At 41.8% G+C, this 19542-nt stretch carries 14 protein-coding genes and 1 pseudogene; 8 read left to right on the top strand and 7 right to left on the bottom strand.

Going from position 1 to position 19542, the window contains the following annotated elements; genetic code table 11:
• Window positions 1-495: 495 nt before the first annotated feature.
• The gene (locus HMPREF1551_RS00640; protein ID WP_051317840.1) at window positions 496-1068 is read right to left on the bottom strand and encodes a hypothetical protein; all 573 of its coding nucleotides are present in this window, start codon (window positions 1066-1068) and stop codon (window positions 496-498) included.
• An 806-nt stretch (window positions 1069-1874) separates the two neighbouring features.
• Here HMPREF1551_RS00640 and rnr point away from each other — a divergent pair.
• The 3 genes from rnr to HMPREF1551_RS00625 all read left to right on the top strand — a co-directional run bounded on the left by rnr (window position 1875) and on the right by HMPREF1551_RS00625 (window position 5613).
• A complete protein-coding gene (gene rnr / locus HMPREF1551_RS00635) occupies window positions 1875-4070 on the top strand; it encodes a ribonuclease R (RefSeq protein ID WP_021627050.1) in 2196 nt (731 codons plus the stop codon).
• Window positions 4071-4229: 159 nt separating this feature from the next.
• Window positions 4230-4889 (top strand): class I SAM-dependent methyltransferase, encoded by a 660-nt coding sequence (locus HMPREF1551_RS00630; protein ID WP_021627049.1) that lies wholly within the window; start codon window positions 4230-4232, stop codon window positions 4887-4889.
• 64 nt (window positions 4890-4953) lie between these two features.
• Window positions 4954-5613, top strand: a complete 660-nt coding sequence (locus HMPREF1551_RS00625; protein WP_021627048.1) for a LysE family translocator — start codon at window positions 4954-4956, stop codon at window positions 5611-5613.
• Between the two features lie 504 nt (window positions 5614-6117).
• On the opposite strand, the gene HMPREF1551_RS00620 is transcribed toward HMPREF1551_RS00625, so the two are convergent.
• From HMPREF1551_RS00620 to HMPREF1551_RS00600, 5 genes are all read right to left on the bottom strand, one after another.
• Window positions 6118-6624, bottom strand: a complete 507-nt coding sequence (locus tag HMPREF1551_RS00620; protein WP_021627046.1) for an OmpH family outer membrane protein — start codon at window positions 6622-6624, stop codon at window positions 6118-6120.
• Between the two features lie 186 nt (window positions 6625-6810).
• Window positions 6811-7626, bottom strand: a complete 816-nt coding sequence (locus HMPREF1551_RS00615; RefSeq protein ID WP_021627045.1) for a class I SAM-dependent methyltransferase — start codon at window positions 7624-7626, stop codon at window positions 6811-6813.
• Between the two features lie 205 nt (window positions 7627-7831).
• The gene (gene tsaB / locus HMPREF1551_RS00610) at window positions 7832-8506 is read right to left on the bottom strand and encodes a tRNA (adenosine(37)-N6)-threonylcarbamoyltransferase complex dimerization subunit type 1 TsaB (protein ID WP_021627043.1); all 675 of its coding nucleotides are present in this window, start codon (window positions 8504-8506) and stop codon (window positions 7832-7834) included.
• Between the two features lie 382 nt (window positions 8507-8888).
• Window positions 8889-10103: an alpha/beta hydrolase gene (locus tag HMPREF1551_RS00605; protein WP_034543989.1), complete on the bottom strand. Its 1215-nt coding sequence runs from the start codon at window positions 10101-10103 to the stop codon at window positions 8889-8891.
• A 322-nt stretch (window positions 10104-10425) separates the two neighbouring features.
• Window positions 10426-12633: a hypothetical protein gene (locus tag HMPREF1551_RS00600; RefSeq protein WP_021627040.1), complete on the bottom strand. Its 2208-nt coding sequence runs from the start codon at window positions 12631-12633 to the stop codon at window positions 10426-10428.
• Between the two features lie 273 nt (window positions 12634-12906).
• Here HMPREF1551_RS00600 and HMPREF1551_RS00595 point away from each other — a divergent pair, with 273 nt between their 5' ends.
• The 3 genes from HMPREF1551_RS00595 (at window position 12907) to HMPREF1551_RS00585 (ending at window position 17278) form a co-directional block, all read left to right on the top strand.
• Window positions 12907-13584 carry a YiiX/YebB-like N1pC/P60 family cysteine hydrolase gene (locus tag HMPREF1551_RS00595; RefSeq protein ID WP_021627039.1) on the top strand — a complete coding sequence of 226 codons (678 nt, stop codon included), beginning with the start codon at window positions 12907-12909 and terminating at the stop codon, window positions 13582-13584.
• Window positions 13585-13604: 20 nt separating this feature from the next.
• Complete coding sequence (locus HMPREF1551_RS00590) at window positions 13605-16712, top strand: type ISP restriction/modification enzyme (protein ID WP_021627038.1); 3108 nt, start codon at window positions 13605-13607, stop codon at window positions 16710-16712.
• A gap of 83 nt (window positions 16713-16795) precedes the next feature.
• Window positions 16796-17278 carry a hypothetical protein gene (locus HMPREF1551_RS00585; protein ID WP_021627037.1) on the top strand — a complete coding sequence of 161 codons (483 nt, stop codon included), beginning with the start codon at window positions 16796-16798 and terminating at the stop codon, window positions 17276-17278.
• A gap of 12 nt (window positions 17279-17290) precedes the next feature.
• Here HMPREF1551_RS00585 and HMPREF1551_RS00580 read toward each other — a convergent pair whose 3' ends face one another.
• A complete protein-coding gene (locus tag HMPREF1551_RS00580; protein ID WP_021627036.1) occupies window positions 17291-17959 on the bottom strand; it encodes a YceI family protein in 669 nt (222 codons plus the stop codon).
• A gap of 88 nt (window positions 17960-18047) precedes the next feature.
• Between HMPREF1551_RS00580 and HMPREF1551_RS00575 the strand changes: the two genes are divergently transcribed.
• Both HMPREF1551_RS00575 and HMPREF1551_RS13265 read left to right on the top strand, forming a co-directional pair.
• Window positions 18048-19211 carry a beta-ketoacyl synthase N-terminal-like domain-containing protein gene (locus HMPREF1551_RS00575; protein ID WP_021627035.1) on the top strand — a complete coding sequence of 388 codons (1164 nt, stop codon included), beginning with the start codon at window positions 18048-18050 and terminating at the stop codon, window positions 19209-19211.
• Between the two features lie 95 nt (window positions 19212-19306).
• Window positions 19307-19542: pseudogene (locus tag HMPREF1551_RS13265) on the top strand (IS1595 family transposase); the annotation flags it as partial.

Here is a 19542-nt window from a genome sequence, read left to right as displayed (position 1 = left end):
TCAATAGTTAAAATAATATACTTTATATAGTAATCCGTTGATATTCAGGATGTTTTTTCTACATCCCCCCTCACATACTCCGCTCTCACGGACTTGCCTCAAGGGGGAATCACAGAGTGGTATCAAGTAAAATAGTGAATAATCACACTTAAACATACTGAATATCAGCATGATAGTTCAGCGTTCTACAATTCCCCCCTTGAGGGGGGGCAGGGGGGATGTGTATTCGCAAGAGCGAAGTATGTGAGGGGGATGTAATAATGTAAGCATTGATAATGAGTTACTTACAATTTTTATAGATGCCTATATTTCTAGTTCTTTAACTATTGATTTGCTTTATTAGCTTTTCTTCAGCAAAAGGAGAAAAGTATATATAAAAAAAATTGCCCCAATGATGAGGCAATTCCTTTTTTAACCAATAAATTCCAATATTATGAAACAGTGCAAAGGTACGACTTTATTCCCAATCCTTAGATTATTTAATATATATTTAACCTATGGACAAGCCGTAAGCGACAAATTAGGTTTTCCGTCATTCTTCTTCAAAGCATTGTCAAACTTGAAATTCCTTGCTGTATTAAGAAGGGCTGCACGTTGGATAGCATCTACCTGTATACACTTGAGTTTTGGATTACCTGTAACATCTATCTTATCTGTCAATTTTCTAGCCAAGGATATATTGAGCTTTATAAGTTTGTTATTACTTATATTCAGCTCTTCTAAGCCTGTTGCCTTGATATTGGCTACCTCTATTTTGTTAGCGGACAAGTTAAGTATTTTCAAATTGGGCAAGCTTTCCAAAATACTTACATCTGTAATTCCCTTTCCTTGAGCGTCTATAAGATCAATTAGTTGGAGTTCATTCCTATCCAAAGTACCATTTTCGTTCTTATCATATCCATTATTGAGAAGCCAGCTCTCCAGTGTTTGGGAAGGAGTACTCTCATCACTTACTGCGCTATTTCTCATCTTACTATAGTCTACATTCTCTATAGTATTAGGTACATTCAACTTATTACAGCCAAAAAATGCTACCAAACCAAGGCTTGCTAAAAATATTTTTCTCATTTTCTTGCTAATTTTTTTCGTTAGTAAATTCACGCGGCAAAGTAAATCATTTTTTCTGATAAAATAATAGGCTTTAACATTTATTGTTTTGTTAAAATACTATCCATACTTCATTATTCACCATACCCCTCAAAAATGGTTCATTTCACCCTTGAAAACAGTGAATAACTATTCTATAAAAAAAGATTTTAAAATTAGGTTCTTTCAAAAACTTGACTATACACAAAGCGTAAGCAGAAAAACAACTTTATTTCTCACAACTTATCAACCGTTACTAAACAGAAAATGGGGATTATTTTTTCGCTTTTTTATTCCTTTTTCTTTTTAAGAATAAGAATTCATTTCTGTGAATAAGTAGGCTTACTTCTTGCAAATCAGCCTCTTACTATCCTCTCCGATAGTTGATAAACTCTCCTAAGTATAGCAAGCAAGTTTTTTCGTATCTTTTTCTACCGAAATTCACTGCATATTATCATTATCATCTTTTTTTTATTTAAAAGAAAATTATTTTTCATTTATAGATAAAATGTGGATAACCTTTTTTTAGTGAACCGATGTGCTTCAAATGAATTGGCGGATGAACTTTAGTCTATTTGCTAATTAATTTGTATCTTTGCGCATTGTTTGTTCCTATGTTTCTGGATTCTCATTGTATTTCCTTGATTAGATAGGCTACTAATACTTCAAGCGAAGTATATCAAGGGAGGTATCTCCCCTTCCTTGCTAATATCCAATGAGCAAATATACAAAAATATTCTGATAAAACAACCAATGATCAATAGAAAACTCGTAAATTTAAAACAAAAATGAGTAAGAAAAAATTCAAACAGAAAAAGAAAAAAGCTAAGGACTTCAGCCGAGATATTTTAGTCATTCTTCAGAAGAATAGTTCTAAGAGCTTTTCATGGAAGCAGATCGCCGAGAAGCTCAAGGCTACCTCTACCGAGGTGCGCAATGATATTATTGCTTCCCTGGCCAAGCTGGTCAAGCAATCTCATATTGAGCAAACCTCTCAAGGGCACTTCCAAGCGCCGCAGGAGGCTACTTACTATCACCAAGGGGTGGTGGATATGGCCTCCGGTGGTAATGCTTATGTAGTGTGTGAGGACTTGCAGCAGGATGTATTTGTTCCTAACAATCTGCTCAACAAGGCTTTGCATGGCGATTGGGTGGAGGTATATGTCTTTCCACGCCGTCGGGAGAAGCTCGAGGGGGAGATTACCCAGGTGCTGGAGCGTAAGCGTACTACCTTTGTTGGAGTGGTACAGATGCAGCAGAAGTTTGCCTTTGTAGTACCTTCCGATCGTAGGATGTATACTGATATTTTTGTTCCTAAGGCGGATTGCCATGGGGCAGAAGATGGAGATAAGGTCTTGGTACGTATTACCCAATGGACTTCGCGTTCTCCTTATGGGGTGATAGAGAAGGTCTTGGGCAAGCCGGGCGAACATCAGACGGAGATTCATGCCATCTTAGCCGAATATGGCCTTCCCTCTGAGTTTCCTCAGGAAGTGGAACAATACGCCCAGCAATTGGATACTACCATTAAGAAAGAGGAAATCGCTCGCCGCAGGGATATGCGTGGGGCGCTTACCTTTACCATCGACCCACGGGATGCCAAGGACTTCGACGATGCACTGTCTTTCCAAGTCCTTGAGAATGGTAACTTTGAAATAGGTGTTCACATTGCCGATGTTTCCCACTATGTACAGCCCGATACTATCTTGGATGAGGAGGCTTACCAAAGGGCTACTTCGATATACTTAGTCGATAGAGTGGTACCTATGCTTCCGGAGGTCTTGTCCAACTTTGCTTGTTCACTCCGCCCTGAGGAGGAGAAATATACCTTTTCAGCCGTCTTTGAGCTTTCCCCACGGGCAGAGATTCGCAAGGTATGGCTGGGTCGTACGGTCATTTGTTCTGATGCACGCTTTGCTTATGAGGAGGCCCAGGCGGTAATTGAGGCTTTCACAGCTGCGGAGCCTACCGATTTTGTGATGCCTGAAGAGGTCTCTATCCGTCCCGAAGGAAGCTATACCGTTTCCAAGGAGATGGTAGAGGCGATTGTTTCGCTCAATGCCTTAGCTGAAATACTTCGAGAAAAGCGAATGAAGGCAGGGGCGATTTCTTTCGATAAGGTGGAGGTTAAGTTTCTCTTGGATGAGCATAACAACCCCTTAGGGGTCTATACCAAGGAGAGTAAGGAAGCCAACAAACTCATCGAGGAGTTCATGCTCTTGGCCAATCGCAAGGTAGCCGAATATGCCTCCAAGCTACAGAAGACTTTTGTCTACCGTATCCATGATGTTCCCGATGAGGAAAAGCTCCTTCAGATGCAGGGAATCATCTCTCGTTTTGGCTACAAGCTCAATCTCAAGGACAAGAAGAACATTTCCCATTCGATCAACCACCTTTTGCAGGAGGTACATGGCAAGAAGCAGCAGAACTTGGTGGATACCTTAGCGATTCGCTCCATGAGCAAGGCGGCTTATTCTACCCATAACATAGGGCATTATGGCTTAGCTTTTGACGACTATACCCACTTCACCTCCCCTATTCGCCGCTATCCGGATGTGATGGTACATCGCCTTTTGCAGCTCTATTTGGATGGAGCCCCTTCAGCCGACGAAGCCGCCTATGAGCAAAAGTGTAAGCACTCCTCTCAGATGGAGAACTTAGCCACCTCAGCCGAACGTGATTCGATTAAGTACATGCAAATTAAGTACATGGAAGAGCACAAGAATCAGGAGTTCTTAGGAGTGATTTCAGGAGTTACCGAGTATGGTATCTATGTAGAGATTATTGAGAATAAGTGTGAAGGTATGGTGCGTGCTCGCGATATGAAAGACGATTATTATGTATTCGACGAAAAGGCCTATGCCCTCATAGGAGAAGTAACCAAGCAACGCTATACCTTAGGGGACGAAGTGAGAATACGAGTTAAAAATACCGACTTAGTCAAGCGCTACCTCGACTTTGAATTAGTAAACAACGAACAGTGAATAATGATTAGTGAATAGTACCTAATGTTCCACGTGGAACAAATTAAGCGTTCATTCTTTACCAATTCTAATCACTTTTAATTTTTCACTTTTAATTTTTCACTTTTCACTTTTCACTTTTCACTTTTCACTGTTCATTAACCATTAACCATTAAAAAAGTGCTTCCCACCACCGATAACTTGCTCTTAGGAAGGCAGTTGCGCTGCCCAGAAGGCGAATTAGCCAAGGAAATAGGTGATTATATCTTCGCCTCCAATCGCAATATGATAATGCGTACCATCGATAGCCTATCCCTTTCCAAGACACACCAGCTCTTGGAGATAGGCTTTGGCAATGCAGCCCATTTGCCCTATCTCTTGGATAGGGCACCTCAGCTCTGTTATACCGGTGTAGAACGTTCTATGGCAATGTATCAAGAGGCTACAACCCTATACAAAGAGCTTATAGCACAAAAAAAGGCTGTTTTTTTACTTGCACCAGATGGAAACCTCCCTACCCTATCCCATCGGCGTTTTGAGCTGTGTTTGATGGTCAATATTCATTATTTCATTCCCAACCTTCGGGCTTATTTTCAGCAATTGTATGAGCTTCTTAGCCCAAAAGCCCAATTAGTGATGGCGTATATTGACTTAGAGTTTGGCAAGCGTATGCCCTTTACCAAGGAAGTATTTACTTTCTATACCAATGCGGAGCTTCAAGCGCTGCTCCTTTCAGCAGGCTTTAAGGATTTTGAGTTTCATCCTTTTACAGAAGAAATCCTTACCAAGCACAACACCTATATCACACGCCCTTTTTGGGTGATGAAAGCAAGGAAATAGAGAAAAATAAACTTTTTCTTTTAATATTCTTATTTTTTTAGTATATTTGCTTTTTCTTTTAGCCATGATACAAACTATTTTTATAGCGATATCCTTGGGGATTATTTTAGCTTTCACCATAGGCCCTGTATTTTTTATTTTGATAGAGACGAGCATTACCAAGGGGGTACGCTCGGCTTTGGCTTTTGATTTGGGAGCTATTTCAGGAGATATATTCTTTATAGCTTTGGCTTATTGGGGTACCAGTAGGCTATCGGCTTATATAGAGAATAACCCCAATTTGTTCGTCTATGGTGGTTTGCTGATCATCGGCTATGGCTTATTTTCCTATATCAAGGAACGTCGTGATTTTCGTTTACACCCTCCCCAGGCACGGATAGTAGCTATCAAGGAGGGTAATTATTTTACCTATTTTTACAAGGGATTTTTCCTCAATGTGATCAATATAGGGGTTTTCTTCTACTGGCTCGCTACCATAGCTACTTTCTCTGCACGTCCTGGGATGACTCCTACCCGTGTATTATTCTTCTTAGCCACCATACTTATGACTTATTTGCTTACTGATGTAGTCAAAATCCTTATAGCCAAGCGCCTCCGCCATCGCCTTACCCCTACCAATATCCATAAGGTAAAGCAGGGAATTAATATCTTCCTTATTGCCTTCGGTATTTTTCTACTTCTCAATGGCTTCTTTCCTAACTTTATTCAGGAACTTAAAAAATAAATAACAAATGGTTTCACGTGGAACATCTATAATAGTGAGTAATGAAGCGTAAAGAGCAAAACTAACAATACACGAAGCTGTATAGGTGGGTAAAAGTTAAAAAATGATTTTAACCTATCTATTTTTAATAATCTTCATCTATCATGAGTATTTATATCAAAATAAAAAGAAAATAGAAATTTGATAGCTAATTTTAAGTCGTTTTTTTAGGGTTATGCTTATTTTTTTTGAATTTCTCTCACATTTTCCACACTCTTGGATATATAGTCAATCAGAAATAATTTTTCAAAAGATTGATATGCACAATTGTAGGGGCGAATTGCAATTCGCCCTTAATAGTTTTCAAAGGATTGATATGCGCAAATGTAGGGGCTAATTGCAATTAGCCCCTAAAAGAAAATTTGTTAGCTGCTTTATTCGTAATCTGAATTTACCTAACTATAATTTTAGGATATAAAAAAACTGTTCCACGTGGAACAGTTTTTTAACAACGAGTAAAAATAATTATTTTTTTTCATTCAAGGCTTTTACTACATCAGAAGTAATATCTTTATCTTTTTTACCGTAGTGAACACTACCTCCATCATTGGCACCAAGGATAAAATCATAATCATGCTTTTGACCATATTCCTTGATAAAGTTCTTCACTTTCTTCAGGAGTGTATCCATTTTAGTACGGCTTTCCTCTTGGATAGCTTGTTCTTCTATCATAAGTTGTTGTTGTAGCTTTTGGCTTTCTTTCGATAGTTCCTCAAATTTTTGTTGGGCAACTGCCGGAGCAAGGCTCTTAGCCTGCGCTTCGAAGGCTTGGGCTTTTACTTGAAAGGCCTGTGAGATACTATCACGTCTGGCTTGGTATTGGTTGATTTTCCCTTTGAGTAATTCTTCCAAATCCTTCTTTTCCTGATACTCATCCAAAAGCTTACTATTGTCTACATAAGCAATCTTCTGACTTTGTTGGCAGCTTATGAGACTTAAAACTAACGCTACACTTAAAACAACTTTATTCATGACTGTACAATTTTTGAAAACAGGCACAAATATACGAAATTCAATGAATAATCTATTATTTTTTAACACAACAAATAGGAAAAGAATGGATATTTAACGTTTTCACCAAGAATTTTACTTTAATACTTGTACTAATTATGCAATTAAAGACATATGATAGCTTCTTAGTGTTCCACGTGGAACAAATTATTTACTGGCTATTTTTAAAAGATAAATCAGTGAAGAGTATTCTCCTGTCCGCAGTGCAGAGAGATTGGATACCAATCCGTGATAAAAACCCTTTAGAAAATTCATACGTCCTGTCTTGTACTTTTCAGAAAGCAGGCTTACATAAAAGGCATCAAAATACATAGGCTTTACCCCTATTAGCTGAAAACCTTTCTCTGTAAATAGCTGCCAAATACTCTGCTGTGAGAAGTGCCATAGGTGGCGGGGTACATCATAGGCCGCCCAATAGGCTCCATAGTGCTGCGCATCCTGGCTCTTATAGTTGGGCACCGCGATGACTAACAAGCCATCCTCTTTGAGGTGATCCTTTAGAAAACGAATTTGCCCTTCCAGATCAGCAATATGCTCCAGTACATGCCATAGCGTGATTACATCATATTTTTCATCAAGCTGTTCTTGGCTTTCGTATAGGAAAATACCCTTCTCCCCTGCCCTATCACGGGCTTTAGCCTCAGGCTCTACTCCTGTAGCATACCAGCTTTTCTGCTTGGCCATACGAACAAAATCACCCGTACCAGCCCCTATATCCAAAAGGCTCCCTTCAGGAATATATTGTCTTATCAAATCCATTTTTTTTAGCAAAGTATATTGCTTTACCCACTGATAGAGCTTTTCAAGCAAACCTTTCTTTCCATCCGTATGGGAGATATAAGCCTCACTTTGGTAATAGCTTCCCAAGTCATCAGGTACCGGCGTAGTGCGATATAGCGCATACCGCTCCTCATAAGTCAGTGTGAAGGTCTCCCCACTTACACTGTAATCAGTTACTTCCATAGTTCTTGAGTTTTGAGTTTTAAGTTTTGAGTTTATTATTCATTTTCACTGATTTTTCTCTTTCAGAAATATATCAAATTTCTATTTTCTTTTCATTTTGATATAAGTATTCATCACTGATTAAAATCATTAAAATTTGAATGTTTAAAATCATTTTTTCACTTTCATTTTCATTTTCACTTACATGTTCCACGTGGAACATTAGTCACTTGTCACTAACAAACGCTTCTTTCAGGTAGAAAGGTTCAAAGTAAGCAATATCCTCAAAGGTTTGTTGCTTGTATTTCTCGGCGGCCAAGCTACCCATTTGAGTAGCGCTGGGGTAGATAGCTTCTAAGAATACCGCATTAGGGTGCTGACAGATTTTAGCAAACTTGCCACTACCATCTCCTAAGAAAAGTACCTTCCCTTGCGCTAAGTAACTGCTGAAAGAAGTTTCATTTAAGATTTTAGCCACTGTGGGTGCTTGTAGAGAAAAATCTTTGGTATATACCGCTGTGAACACCTCCATCCTGCGGGCATCAATCATTGGGATAATATATGAAATATCTGCCAAATGAGCGGCTGCCCCCCCTGCTAAAATACGCAAAGTAGGTAGCGCTATCAGAGGTATACCCCAACCGTAGCAAAGCCCTTTAGCAGTAGCAGTACCTATACGCAAACCCGTATAAGAACCCGGCCCCGCACTGATGGCGATAGCACTTACAGACTTTCCCGCTATAGTACATTCCTTAAGCACCTCTTCTATGAATACATGCAGATTTTCCGAATGGGAAAACTGCTCCGTTACTACCTCTTTAGCTCCTATCAGTACACCTTCCTTAAAAAGAGCTACCGAACAATTCTTACCCGAGGTTTCCAAACACAAGATAATTGACATCGTTTTTTAATTTTAAATTTTATCTACTGCAAATCATCATTTGCCTATTTTAAATATTGAGAAACTCCCCTTCCCAATTGGGAAGACAAATTTTAAGTCGAATCTAACAAATAAAGACCGATTTTACCCAGTTAATTTTCTATTATCTTTTTCTTTTAATATAAATACTCATTACCAACTAAAATCGTTTAATTTTAATTATTAAAATCATTTTTTATTTTTGTTCTTCACTCTTCACTTTCTTCGTTCCACAAAAGTACAAAAAAAACAGCAAGTAAAAATAACTTGCCGTTTTATTTTTATTATTAGTCACCAGCCATTAATCATTAGTCACCAGCCATTAATCATTAGTCACTAGTCATTAATCATTAGTCACTAGTCGTTAGTCATTAGTCACTACTCTAAGGATATTATCGAAGAACAGCAACATATATTGAGCGTAGTATTTGCCATATTTGTTGAAGGTTTCTTGTGTCTTTTCGTCAGCCTTCCAGTCAAAAAAAGCATGACCAGCACCCCCTACTTGTAGGTATTCCACCTGCTGACCCGCTTTGATAAGGGCTTCCATATAGCGGCTAACTTCCTCATTGCTAATTAGGGGATCCTCAGTACCCCTTAATAGAAAATAAGGTACGGCCCTACTGCTGGCCTCAGGGATATAGTTGATAGGTGCTATTTCCTTTGCAAAAGGATAATCCCTGAAGATTTTTTCAAAGGTCTCTGTGGTGAATACCCCATAGTTAGGAGCTACCCCTTTGATACATTTGCTAAGTTTCTCCTTAATCTCCTCTATCGTTTTCCCTTTAGGCATATAAGTGGGGTAAAACTCAAAAGTGTTTTGTTGCTTGTTGAACCCATTTTCTCCTAAGCGCTCTACGAAATTAGCTACAGCCGAACACAAATGTCCTCCCGAACTATCCCCTGTAAGAAAGATATGCTTGCTATCCCCGCCGTACAGCGAAGCATTCTCCATGATATGCACCACTGCTCCATAGGCATCTTCTATGAGGTCTTGTAGGGTGTTAGGCATCTTATCCCCATCTTCTTTGTCAATCCAGCGGTAGTCTACATTGAAGACCACATACCTTCCACTCTTAGCAAGCTCACGAGCCAAACCACGCATCACCTCTTCGCTATTATGGCTCCAGCCTCCCCCATGGAAGATAACAAGGCAAGGAAGCCTATCCTTACCCTTAGGGGAGTAAATATCATATTTCAGGGTCTTCATCCCTGGCTTGGCATATACAACATCTTGTATCACTCGCAAGCCCTCCTGTGCCTCTTCCTTGACAAAGGCATAGCCAATATTCATTTCACGATCTACCTTTACCGTGAAGGACGAACGCATATATTCATGATAATATACCTGCCCATCATCTACCGTAGAAAAATAACCCCCATCCGATATATAACCCTCGTTAGGAGTGCCTTTTATTGTGAGGGTAGTCCCTCTTTTTACAATGCCATCCTTAGGCAATTTAGGGCTTATGGTATAGGTACCATTCTTAGCCTCATCCAAGGTTACCTTGAATTTCCTTTGCGCCTGCACCCCTCCAGAGAGAAGCGTTAACATGCTTAATAATAATATTCTTTTCATATAATTTTATTAGTTGTTAGTGGTTAGTAGCCAGTGGTTAGCCGCTATTCACTATTCGTTTTTCACTTTTCATTGTTCACTGTTCGTTTTTTCCGACTGCAAAGATACAAAAAAAACAGCAAGTATTGGGATACCTGCTGTTAATTTTTTAGAATCATAGTTAGAAGCCAATGATTAATAATTGCTGACATTAACGATTAACCATTGATCATTAATCATTGGCTATTGGTCATTTTCTCTTGTATTTTTCCGTCCTTGCATCCTGTATCACTCCTTTCCAGTAGGCTTAAAAATAGAAAAATAGGTCTTAGTTTCATCTCTGTCAGAATTTGAAATTCAGTTGCAATTCAAAGGTAAGCGGACGTATGTAAGAGCCTGTAACTAAGCTGCCTTCCGCATCTTGGATATGCTCATAAGGTACTTCCGAATTGGCAATACTGGTCGAAGCTCCCGTTTGGTTGAAGATATTCACCACATTGAAGCCCAGATTCAGGTGTTTATTGATATCATACGAGCTGGAGAAGAAGGATTCCCAGCGGGGTTCTATGAAAAATTGATTGGTAAGGCTCACATATTGCTTGCTGAAGTAGCGGAAGTTTAGCCCAAAGCGGAATTTGTCGATGCTATAGCTGGGGTCTATCTCCATTAGTACCTTCGAGATACCATTCACTACATTGCCATTGTAGCTGATGGGCTGCCCGTTGAACGGATTGACCCAACTGTAATTGCTGTATTCAGGATTCTGAAGGGTAAGTAAGTAGTGCAAGCTGAAGTTCTTGAAGGGTTTCAGTACCATATCCGTTGTCCAGCCTACGGTCTTGATGTCGTAGTGTACCGATACCACGCGGTTTCGATCGCTATCTCTGTCTGAAATACTGAGGCGGGTCTGGTAGTTGTTCCTCGTAAGGGTGGATACTTGGGAAACAAGGCTTACCCACTCATTGTTATAGTAGATACCTCCAGCTACAAAGGGGGTTTGGGTCTTGGTAAAATCAGGGGTATGTGCTCCCGAATAGTCTTCTAAGTAGCCATTTTTTTCCTGATAGGTGAAGTTACCCAATAGCCCAAATTGAGGGCTAAGCTTTACCACCGCTCTTAGGTCTCCATTGACGTGGTACCAATCGTGATGGAAGGGGGTAAAAGGCCTGTGAAGGACGGTGTTGGCCACCGAGCGGGGCTGTAGGCTATAGCTGCCTTCCATCTTTTGGTAGCGGAAGTTGGCACCATAGCTTAGTTCCAGCCATCGATTGACACTCCAAGTATCTGAGACATAGGTGGTAAGCTTAGTCTCATAGCCATCGTGGTATTCACCTCCTACGTTGTAGTCAAAGAAAGGATCGCTGCTACCTACCTTTTGCAACATACGAGGCTGCTTCTCTACAGAGTGGTAGAGGAAGCTACGGTCTTGGTGATAGTTTACCTCCCGATAGTATTGGCCTAAGATACCAATACGCCATTGGTGTTGATCGGTTTGCTTCTCTGCCCATAGGCGGGTCATCCAGGTATGGGTAGGGGTCTTGGGCGAGAGAATGGCCAGCATCTTCTGTACATATTCACCGGTATAGGGAGTGCCATCCATGTACTGGTACTGCTGGTTACCTCTTGGCGAGGCTCCTGCCAATAGGGGAATTGGTGCCGAGGACTTGGCATAGTGAAGCCGTGTGGAGTGCTTCAAAAGCCAATCGCTTCCCATATCATGCTTACCCCAAAAGTCTAAGTTATGGGAGTAAGACCATAGGGGCGAGTCGCTTCCCTCGAAGTCGGCTCGGTAGGGCACTCCTGTGAGGATATCCTTGAAAATGACATACCCATCGCTGAGCATATAGGAGTCCGTCCCGATTCCTATTCCCTTATATTCACTCACCTTCCCATCCGTATGATAAATGAAAGGGGCGTAGTGTCCTATGATTTTGGAGCGGGCAAACTTATAACCGAAGTTAAGTTCATTTCCCTCATCCCATCGATAGCTAACTACGCCTCTGAATAATTGGGTGTCATCAATAAGTCTACTGCCTTTGTGCTTGGCCTCTCCGGGGTCTGCGGTAATCAAGGCACCGATAGCATAGTACCAATGGCTTTGTCCCAAGCGGCCACTAAGGTTCACATCGCCTAAGTAGTAGCCGTGGTGGTTGCCTTTGAGGGTACCTATCAGGGCGGTCTTATCCCCTCCGGTCTTGGTATAGGAACTAACAGCATAACCGAAGTCTCCTAAGGTCACAGTCGATTCACTTACCGACATCAGTCCCTTCATCTGTAAGCTCTGCGAAGGACGCCAAGTACGGCTGGGTAGCTCTGGCCAAAAGTGGTACACCACCGGTAGGTCATTCTCCAAAACTGTAATCCCTCCCACTGAGGACGGTAGGCCAATATTTACCTCCCGTGGCCCCGTATTCGAAGAGGCATTGAGCATCACATTGCGGGTATCCTCTCCTTCTACAGCTTTTCCTTTTACAGACAAGCTGTCCTTTTGCTGTGCCAGCATAGGAATTCCTATAAGGGCTGAAAACAATAAAAAATAATTACGTTTCATACATTATAAATTTTATTTTCGCCCCAAAGATATAACATTTTTTCGGAATAAAAATAAAAAAATATAATTTTTTTCACATAAAAAGGATATTTATGTATTAATTAGTTTTTGGGTGCTTATGGGGTACTAATAAAGCGAACCCTTCGTCAAGATATAGTATATTTTTTTAACATTATTCACTAGTTACTAGTAATTGGTCATTAGTCACTTGTCATTGTTTATTGGTTATTTGTCATTAATTTCGTATTTTTGCCCCACTTATAAGATAACAGATTGAGACATTGGAATATTCGCAGATGGACACATTGGCTTCTGCTTCCGCTACTGCTTTGGGGGGGCTACCATCTCTTTTTTTATATTGATTCGCAGCAGGAACAGCGGCAGGTGGCTCAGAACAAAGACCGCCTTCGCCTCTCCCCTACCCAAATGGACTCCCTTCGCCCTGGGGATATCATCCTCCGCCGTGGCTATGGCTTCTTCAGTGATATGATTTCCAAAAGGCTGAACAATGGCACCTACGACCTTACCCATTCGGGGATCCTCTACCAAAGGAATGGCCATTGGTGGGTCATCCATGCGCTCTCTTCCGATGTAAGCCCTATCAACGGTATGCAGCAGCAACCCCTCTCCACCTTCCTGCGCTATTCCATGCCGGAGAAAATCCTCGTGGTACGCCCCCAAGGCCTCTCCCCAGAGCAAGGCCTCCAAGTAGTGGAGCGCGCCCAATACTACCTAAAGCAGCAGGTACCTTTCGACCATCGTGGGATCATCGACGACCCCTCCGAACTCTACTGTACCGAACTCATTTACCAAATCCTCGACAATGACCTCCACTACCTCCACTTCCCTACCGACTACAACACTCGTAAGGAACTTTTCTACTCCATGACTACCCTCTACGACCCTAAATACTTTAGAATTGTAATCAATACCTACAAAGATAATGACTAACGACTAATAACTAACGACTAATGACTGAATTACACTCCTATATCACTCAGCTTAATGCACAGTATGTTACAGGCAAAGCTACGGAACACTCCTATCGCCCTTTACTTAAGAACCTTTTGGAGGATCTTCTCCCAAAACTCAATATCATCAACGAACCCAAGCGACAAGCTTGTGGCGCACCCGACTATATCCTAACTTACGCCGACCTGCCCATCGGTTTTATCGAAACCAAAGATATTAACGACAAAGACCTCAAAGGCGAAAAATCCAAAAACGGAAACAAAGAACAATTCGACCGCTACAAAAAATCACTCACCAACCTTATATTTACCGATTACCTCACCTTCCATTTCTACCGAAATCAAGAACTCCTACATTCTATAGCCATCGGAAAAGTAACCGACAGAGGCATCACACCCCTACCTGAAAACTTCGATACCTTCCTTACCTATATCCAAAATTTCGGTTCCTTCGAGCCCTCAGGTATCGCCAAAGCCGAAGACCTCGTTACCCTAATGGCTGCCAAAGCACAACTACTCTCCAAAATCATCGAAAAAGCACTCTCTGAAGACCTCTCTAAAGGCATACAAACCGACCTCACCGATCAACTCACCGCCTTTAGCAACATACTTATTCACAACATTTCTGCTAAAGACTTCGCCGATATGTACGCCCAAACCATTACCTACGGGCTCTTCACCGCACGCTATCACGACCCCACCCTCTCCACCTTTAGCCGACAAGAAGCCTACCAACTCCTGCCAGCCTCCAACCCCTTCCTCAAAAAACTATTCGGGTATATCGCAGGAATAGAAATAGATACCCGTATCAGCTGGGTGATAGACGACCTCGTGCAAATGTACCTCGCCTGCGATGTAGCTCAAATGCTCGCCTCCTATGGCAAAGACACCACCAAAGACCCCATCGTACACTTCTACGAAGACTTTCTCGAAGCCTTCGATCCCCAAGTGCGCAAAGCTCTCGGCGTATGGTACACCCCACTGCCCGTAGTCAATTTTATGGTGCGTACCCTCGATACCCTGCTCAAAGAGCAGTTCAACCTCCCACAAGGTCTCGCCGATACCTCCAAAATAAAAATACAAACTAAGCAAGACAACAAAATAGCAGGCTTCGATATAGAAGAAAAAGAATACCACCGCGTACAAATACTCGACCCCGCCACCGGTACAGGCACCTTCCTTACCCAAATCATCGAGTATATAGCCCAGCAGTTCAAGGAGCAACGAGGCATTTGGCAAAACTACGTCCAAGAACATCTCCTACCACGCCTCAACGGATTCGAACTCCTAATGGCAAGCTACGCCATCGCACACCTAAAGCTCGATATGCTCCTCTCTCAAACACAAATTACCGAGAGCACCAACCGCATACAAATATACCTGACCAACTCCCTCGAAGAACCCACCCCCGACCGCTCTCTACCCCTCGCCCGTTGGCTCTCCGACGAAGCCAACGAAGCCAACCGCATCAAACGCGATACCCCCGTAATGTGCGTGATAGGAAACCCTCCCTACAACGGGGAGAGTGTAAATAATGGAAAATGGATAAGTGACCTTATAAACAAATACAAAAAAGATCACAAAGGCAAGGTTATTCCCAATACCAAATGGGTGAATAACGATTATGTGAAGTTTATCCGATTTGGAGAATATTTCATACAACGAAATGGACAAGGACTCCTTACTTATATCACTGATAACAGTTTTTTGGATAGTCTTTCATTCAATGGAATGCGCCACCATCTGCTCCGAACCTTTGATAAGATATACATCATTAACTTACACGGCAATAGCAAAATAAAAGAAACTACTCCCGATGGCACTCCTGATGAAAATGTATTTAACATTATGCAAGGGGTAAGTATTAGTATATTTGTAAAAGCACCTAATACCGCTCCAAAAGAGCAACTTGCAGAAGTCTATTATTATGACCTATATGGCAAGCGAACTGAAAAATTTGCTTTCTTAGACGAGAACTCTCTCAATACCATACCCTTCAGCCACTTAACAATGGTTGAACCTCATTATTTTTTTACTCCTAAAGACTTCTCCTTACAAGAAAAGTATGATAGTTTCTTTAGTATAAAGGACCTTTTTATGAAAGGAGGCGTAGGCATTTGTAGCAAACGTGATGATACCGCTATCCAATTTACCAAAGAAGCCATTACCCAAGTAGTAAAAGACTTTAATGACCTTGACGAAGCCACTCTGAAAAGTAAATACCCTTCTGAAACTAAAGAAAGTCGAGATAAAAAAACTGCTTTTGCCAAAGCAAACATACAAAAAATGGGGATAAAGGATAGCTACCTACAACCTATCACCTATCGCCCTTTTGATATTCGTTGGACTTATTTTACCAATCAATCCAAAGGATTCTTAGCTTATCCTACCTATGAAATAATGCAACATTTTATCAAAGGTGAAAATTTAGCCTTAGTAGTTTCTAAACAGACGGTGGAAGATTTCAGACATATATTTGTTACTAAAAATATTGCTAATCTAAATCTAACAGGAATAGCTGCAAGGTATGGAGCAGGTTACGTTTTTCCTCTCTATCTTTATGAAGAAGAGGCTACCGAAGAAGGGCAAACTCTCAAGATGGATTTTCATAGCAAAAAAATCCCCAACCTAAACCCCGAAATTCTTAAAAAATTAGGGGGCAACCCACTCACTGCCTTCGACTATTGCTATGGCATATTGCACGATAAAAACTATAGGGAACAGTACAAAGAATTCCTAAAAATAGACTTCCCCCGCATCCCCTACCCAAAAGATAACGAGGAACTCCAGCACTACGCCACCATAGGCAAACACCTGCGAGAGCTACACCTTTTGGAAAGCCCTGAAGTACAAACTCCTATTACTATCTTCCCCATAGCAGGAACTAATCTGGTAGAAAGTGTAAGCTATGTAGCAGGCAAGGTATATATCAACGATATCCAATATTTTGGAAAAGTACCCCTTGAGGCCTGGGAAACCTATATTGGCGGCTACCAGCCCGCCCAAAAATGGCTCAAAGACCGCAAAGGTCAAACCCTCACCTACAATGATATTATCCATTATCAACAGATGATTACGGCACTTTTTTTAGCGACTAACGACGAGTGACAATTTTTGATGAATCACTATGAGTTTCACTTAAAAATCGTATCTTTGCACTTCAATTAGTCATTAGTCATTAAAAAACAACTATGTTAATAGATTTCAACACCCTACCCGATACGGCCAAGGTATGGATATACCCTGCCAATCGACTGCTCAATGCGGAAGAACTTAGCCAAATTACGGCCGACCTTACCGCTTTTCTCGACTCTTGGGTCTCCCATACCCAAAGGGTACGCTGTGCTTTCCAGATACCTTATGACCGCTTTATCGTTATCGCCGCTGATGACAACCAGCATATCGGCGGTTGCTCCTTGGACGAGCTGGCGCACTTTATCCAGGAATTGGAGAAAAAACACAACCTACTTCTCTTGGACAAGATGAATGTTTCCTTCCGTCATGAGGGAGAAATATGCTACATTCCCTTGGTCGATTTCAAAAAATTAGCCCAACAGAAAAAGGTTGATAACCATACGATTGTCTTTAACAACTTGGTTACCAACCTTTATGAGTACCAGCATGATTGGGAAGTTCCCATGCAAGATAGCTGGCATAATCGTTTCCTTAGATAGCTAAGGCAGTGATTATTTCTTTGCTTTTAGCTTCACAACGAGTTCTACTTCGTCGTTGATGAACTTGTCTTTCAAGTCTCCAAATACAGACTTAGAAGCGTAGTTCACTCCGAAATCCACACGGTTGATTTCGAATGGTTTGGACTCGAGGCTTACTTCGTTATCGCTAATGGTAAGGCTAGCAGGGAAGTTGATGGTTTTGGTCTTGCCCTTAAGGGTAAGGTCACCTGTTACGTTTGTACCATCGAAAGAAGTCAATTTGAAAGATCCAGTAGGATAAGTCTTTACGTTGAAGAAGTGGTCAGCACCATCTTCCTTGCCTGTACCTTTGAGGTGGGCTTCGAGGTCTGATTTGCCTTCGTCTTCAGTGATGTCAGTTACGGTAATGGAGTTCATATCAATCACGAAATCTCCAGTGATATTGCCATTATTCATATTTAGGGCACCGCTTTGTAGAGAGATAGTACCTTTGTGTTGTCCAGTAGGTTTCTTTCCTACCCACTCGATCACAGAGCTGGGTTCTACAGCATAGCTACCAGAGGTGGCTATCCCAGCGGCAGTTTGTTCTACTGCGACAGCGGCTTGTTCTACAGCAGCAGCGGCCTGTTCTGCTTGGTTATTCTTACAGCTACTTGCTACCAAAGCAAGTACTACAGCACATGAGAGTACGATTTTTTTCATGAAAAAATTATATTTACAAATTAAACGGCAAAGATAGCTTTTATTTGTCAGCTAATTACTATATAAAAGTTAAATATACTAAAAATATATGCAAACAGATATTTCTATCGTAGGAATGGGAAGTATCTCTCCCTTAGGAGCAAAGCCGGAACAGGTAGTACACTCTTATGGATACCACAATCATCTATTGGTGAATAAGGCGGTGGGCGATACACTTTTTCCTGTAGGCCAACTCTGCGAGGATGCCCAACAGCAGATAGCCCTTCTTAGGGAGGAGTCGCCTAAGTATAAGAGTTTAGACCCTTCGGTACTTTATGCCATCTATGCGGCTCGCCAGGCACTTGCCCAAGCGGGTTGGCCTTCGGATAAGGACTTTGGGCTGAATATAGGTTCTTCTCGTGGGGCGACAACCCTCTTGGAGGCTTATCATAAGGACTTCTTGGCTCAAGGCAAGTGTCCGCCCTTGGCCTCCCCTACAACTTCCTTGGGCAATATTGCCTCTTGGGTGATGCAGGATGCCAAGGGTCAGGGGATTGCTATCTCCCACTCGATTACCTGTTCTACGGCCTTGCATGCGCTGGTCAATGCGGTAGCTTGGCTCAAGGCTGATATGGCGGAGGCTTTCTTAGTGGGTGGGAGTGAGGCGCCGCTTACTCCCTTTACCCTTGCACAGATGAAAGCGCTTAAGATATATGCCGACCCCTGTGATCCCTATCCCTGTCAGCCACTTAAGCAGGACAAAAGCAAGAGTACCATGGCACTGGGGGAAGGAGCTGCGGTCTTTGCCTTGGAGAAGGGAACCCTCCCTCACGCCTTGGCTACCATCAGGGGTATCGGTTATGCTACAGAGAAGATTAACCATCCGGTGGCTATCTCCCCCGATGCTGAGGCGCTTGAGCGCAGCATGCGGCAAGCCCTCGAGGGCTTCGATCCTCAACAGGTCGATGTGGTTATCCCTCATGCTACCGGTACCCTCAAGGGAGACCAGGCCGAACTCCTTGCCCTTGAAAAGGTCTTTGGCAAAGCGCTGCCCGAGCTTACAACCAACAAGTGGAAGATAGGACATACCTTCGCTGCCAGTGGTGCCTTGGCTATCGAAATGGCGATACATATGTTCCGCACCCAGTCTTTTTTCCCGCTTCCCTATGCTACCCATACCCCTGCTGGCCAACCTATCAAAAATATACTGATCAACGCTACCGGCTTCGGCGGCAATGCAGTGAGTGTGCTAATTGGCAAATTAGCCAATTAGCCAATTGTCTCATTGCCTCATTGTCTCATTATCAAATTAAATAATTGAGGTGTCAAAGTATTTTCATATATTTGCACTCTGAAAATGAATGTATGATGGAATTATTTAAGGGACAAAGCCTCTTAGAGTTTACTGAACGCTTTAAAACTGACTTAGATTGCGAAGAATAGCTAGCTTCTTTAAAGTGGGAAGATGGATATTGCTGTCGCAAATGTGGTCATAAAAAATACCAAGTCAGAAAAGACCTTTCACGTACTTGTAATATCTGTTCAGATACGGAAAGTCCTACTGCTGGAACACTATTTCATAGACTAAAATTTGGGTTACGTAA

The organism is Capnocytophaga sp. oral taxon 863 str. F0517, from assembly GCF_000466425.1.
In the GTDB taxonomy this organism is placed as follows: Bacteria; Bacteroidota; Bacteroidia; order Flavobacteriales; family Flavobacteriaceae; genus Capnocytophaga.
Note: the sequence above shows the minus strand (reverse complement) of the source record. Positions and strands in the feature narration are given on the sequence as shown.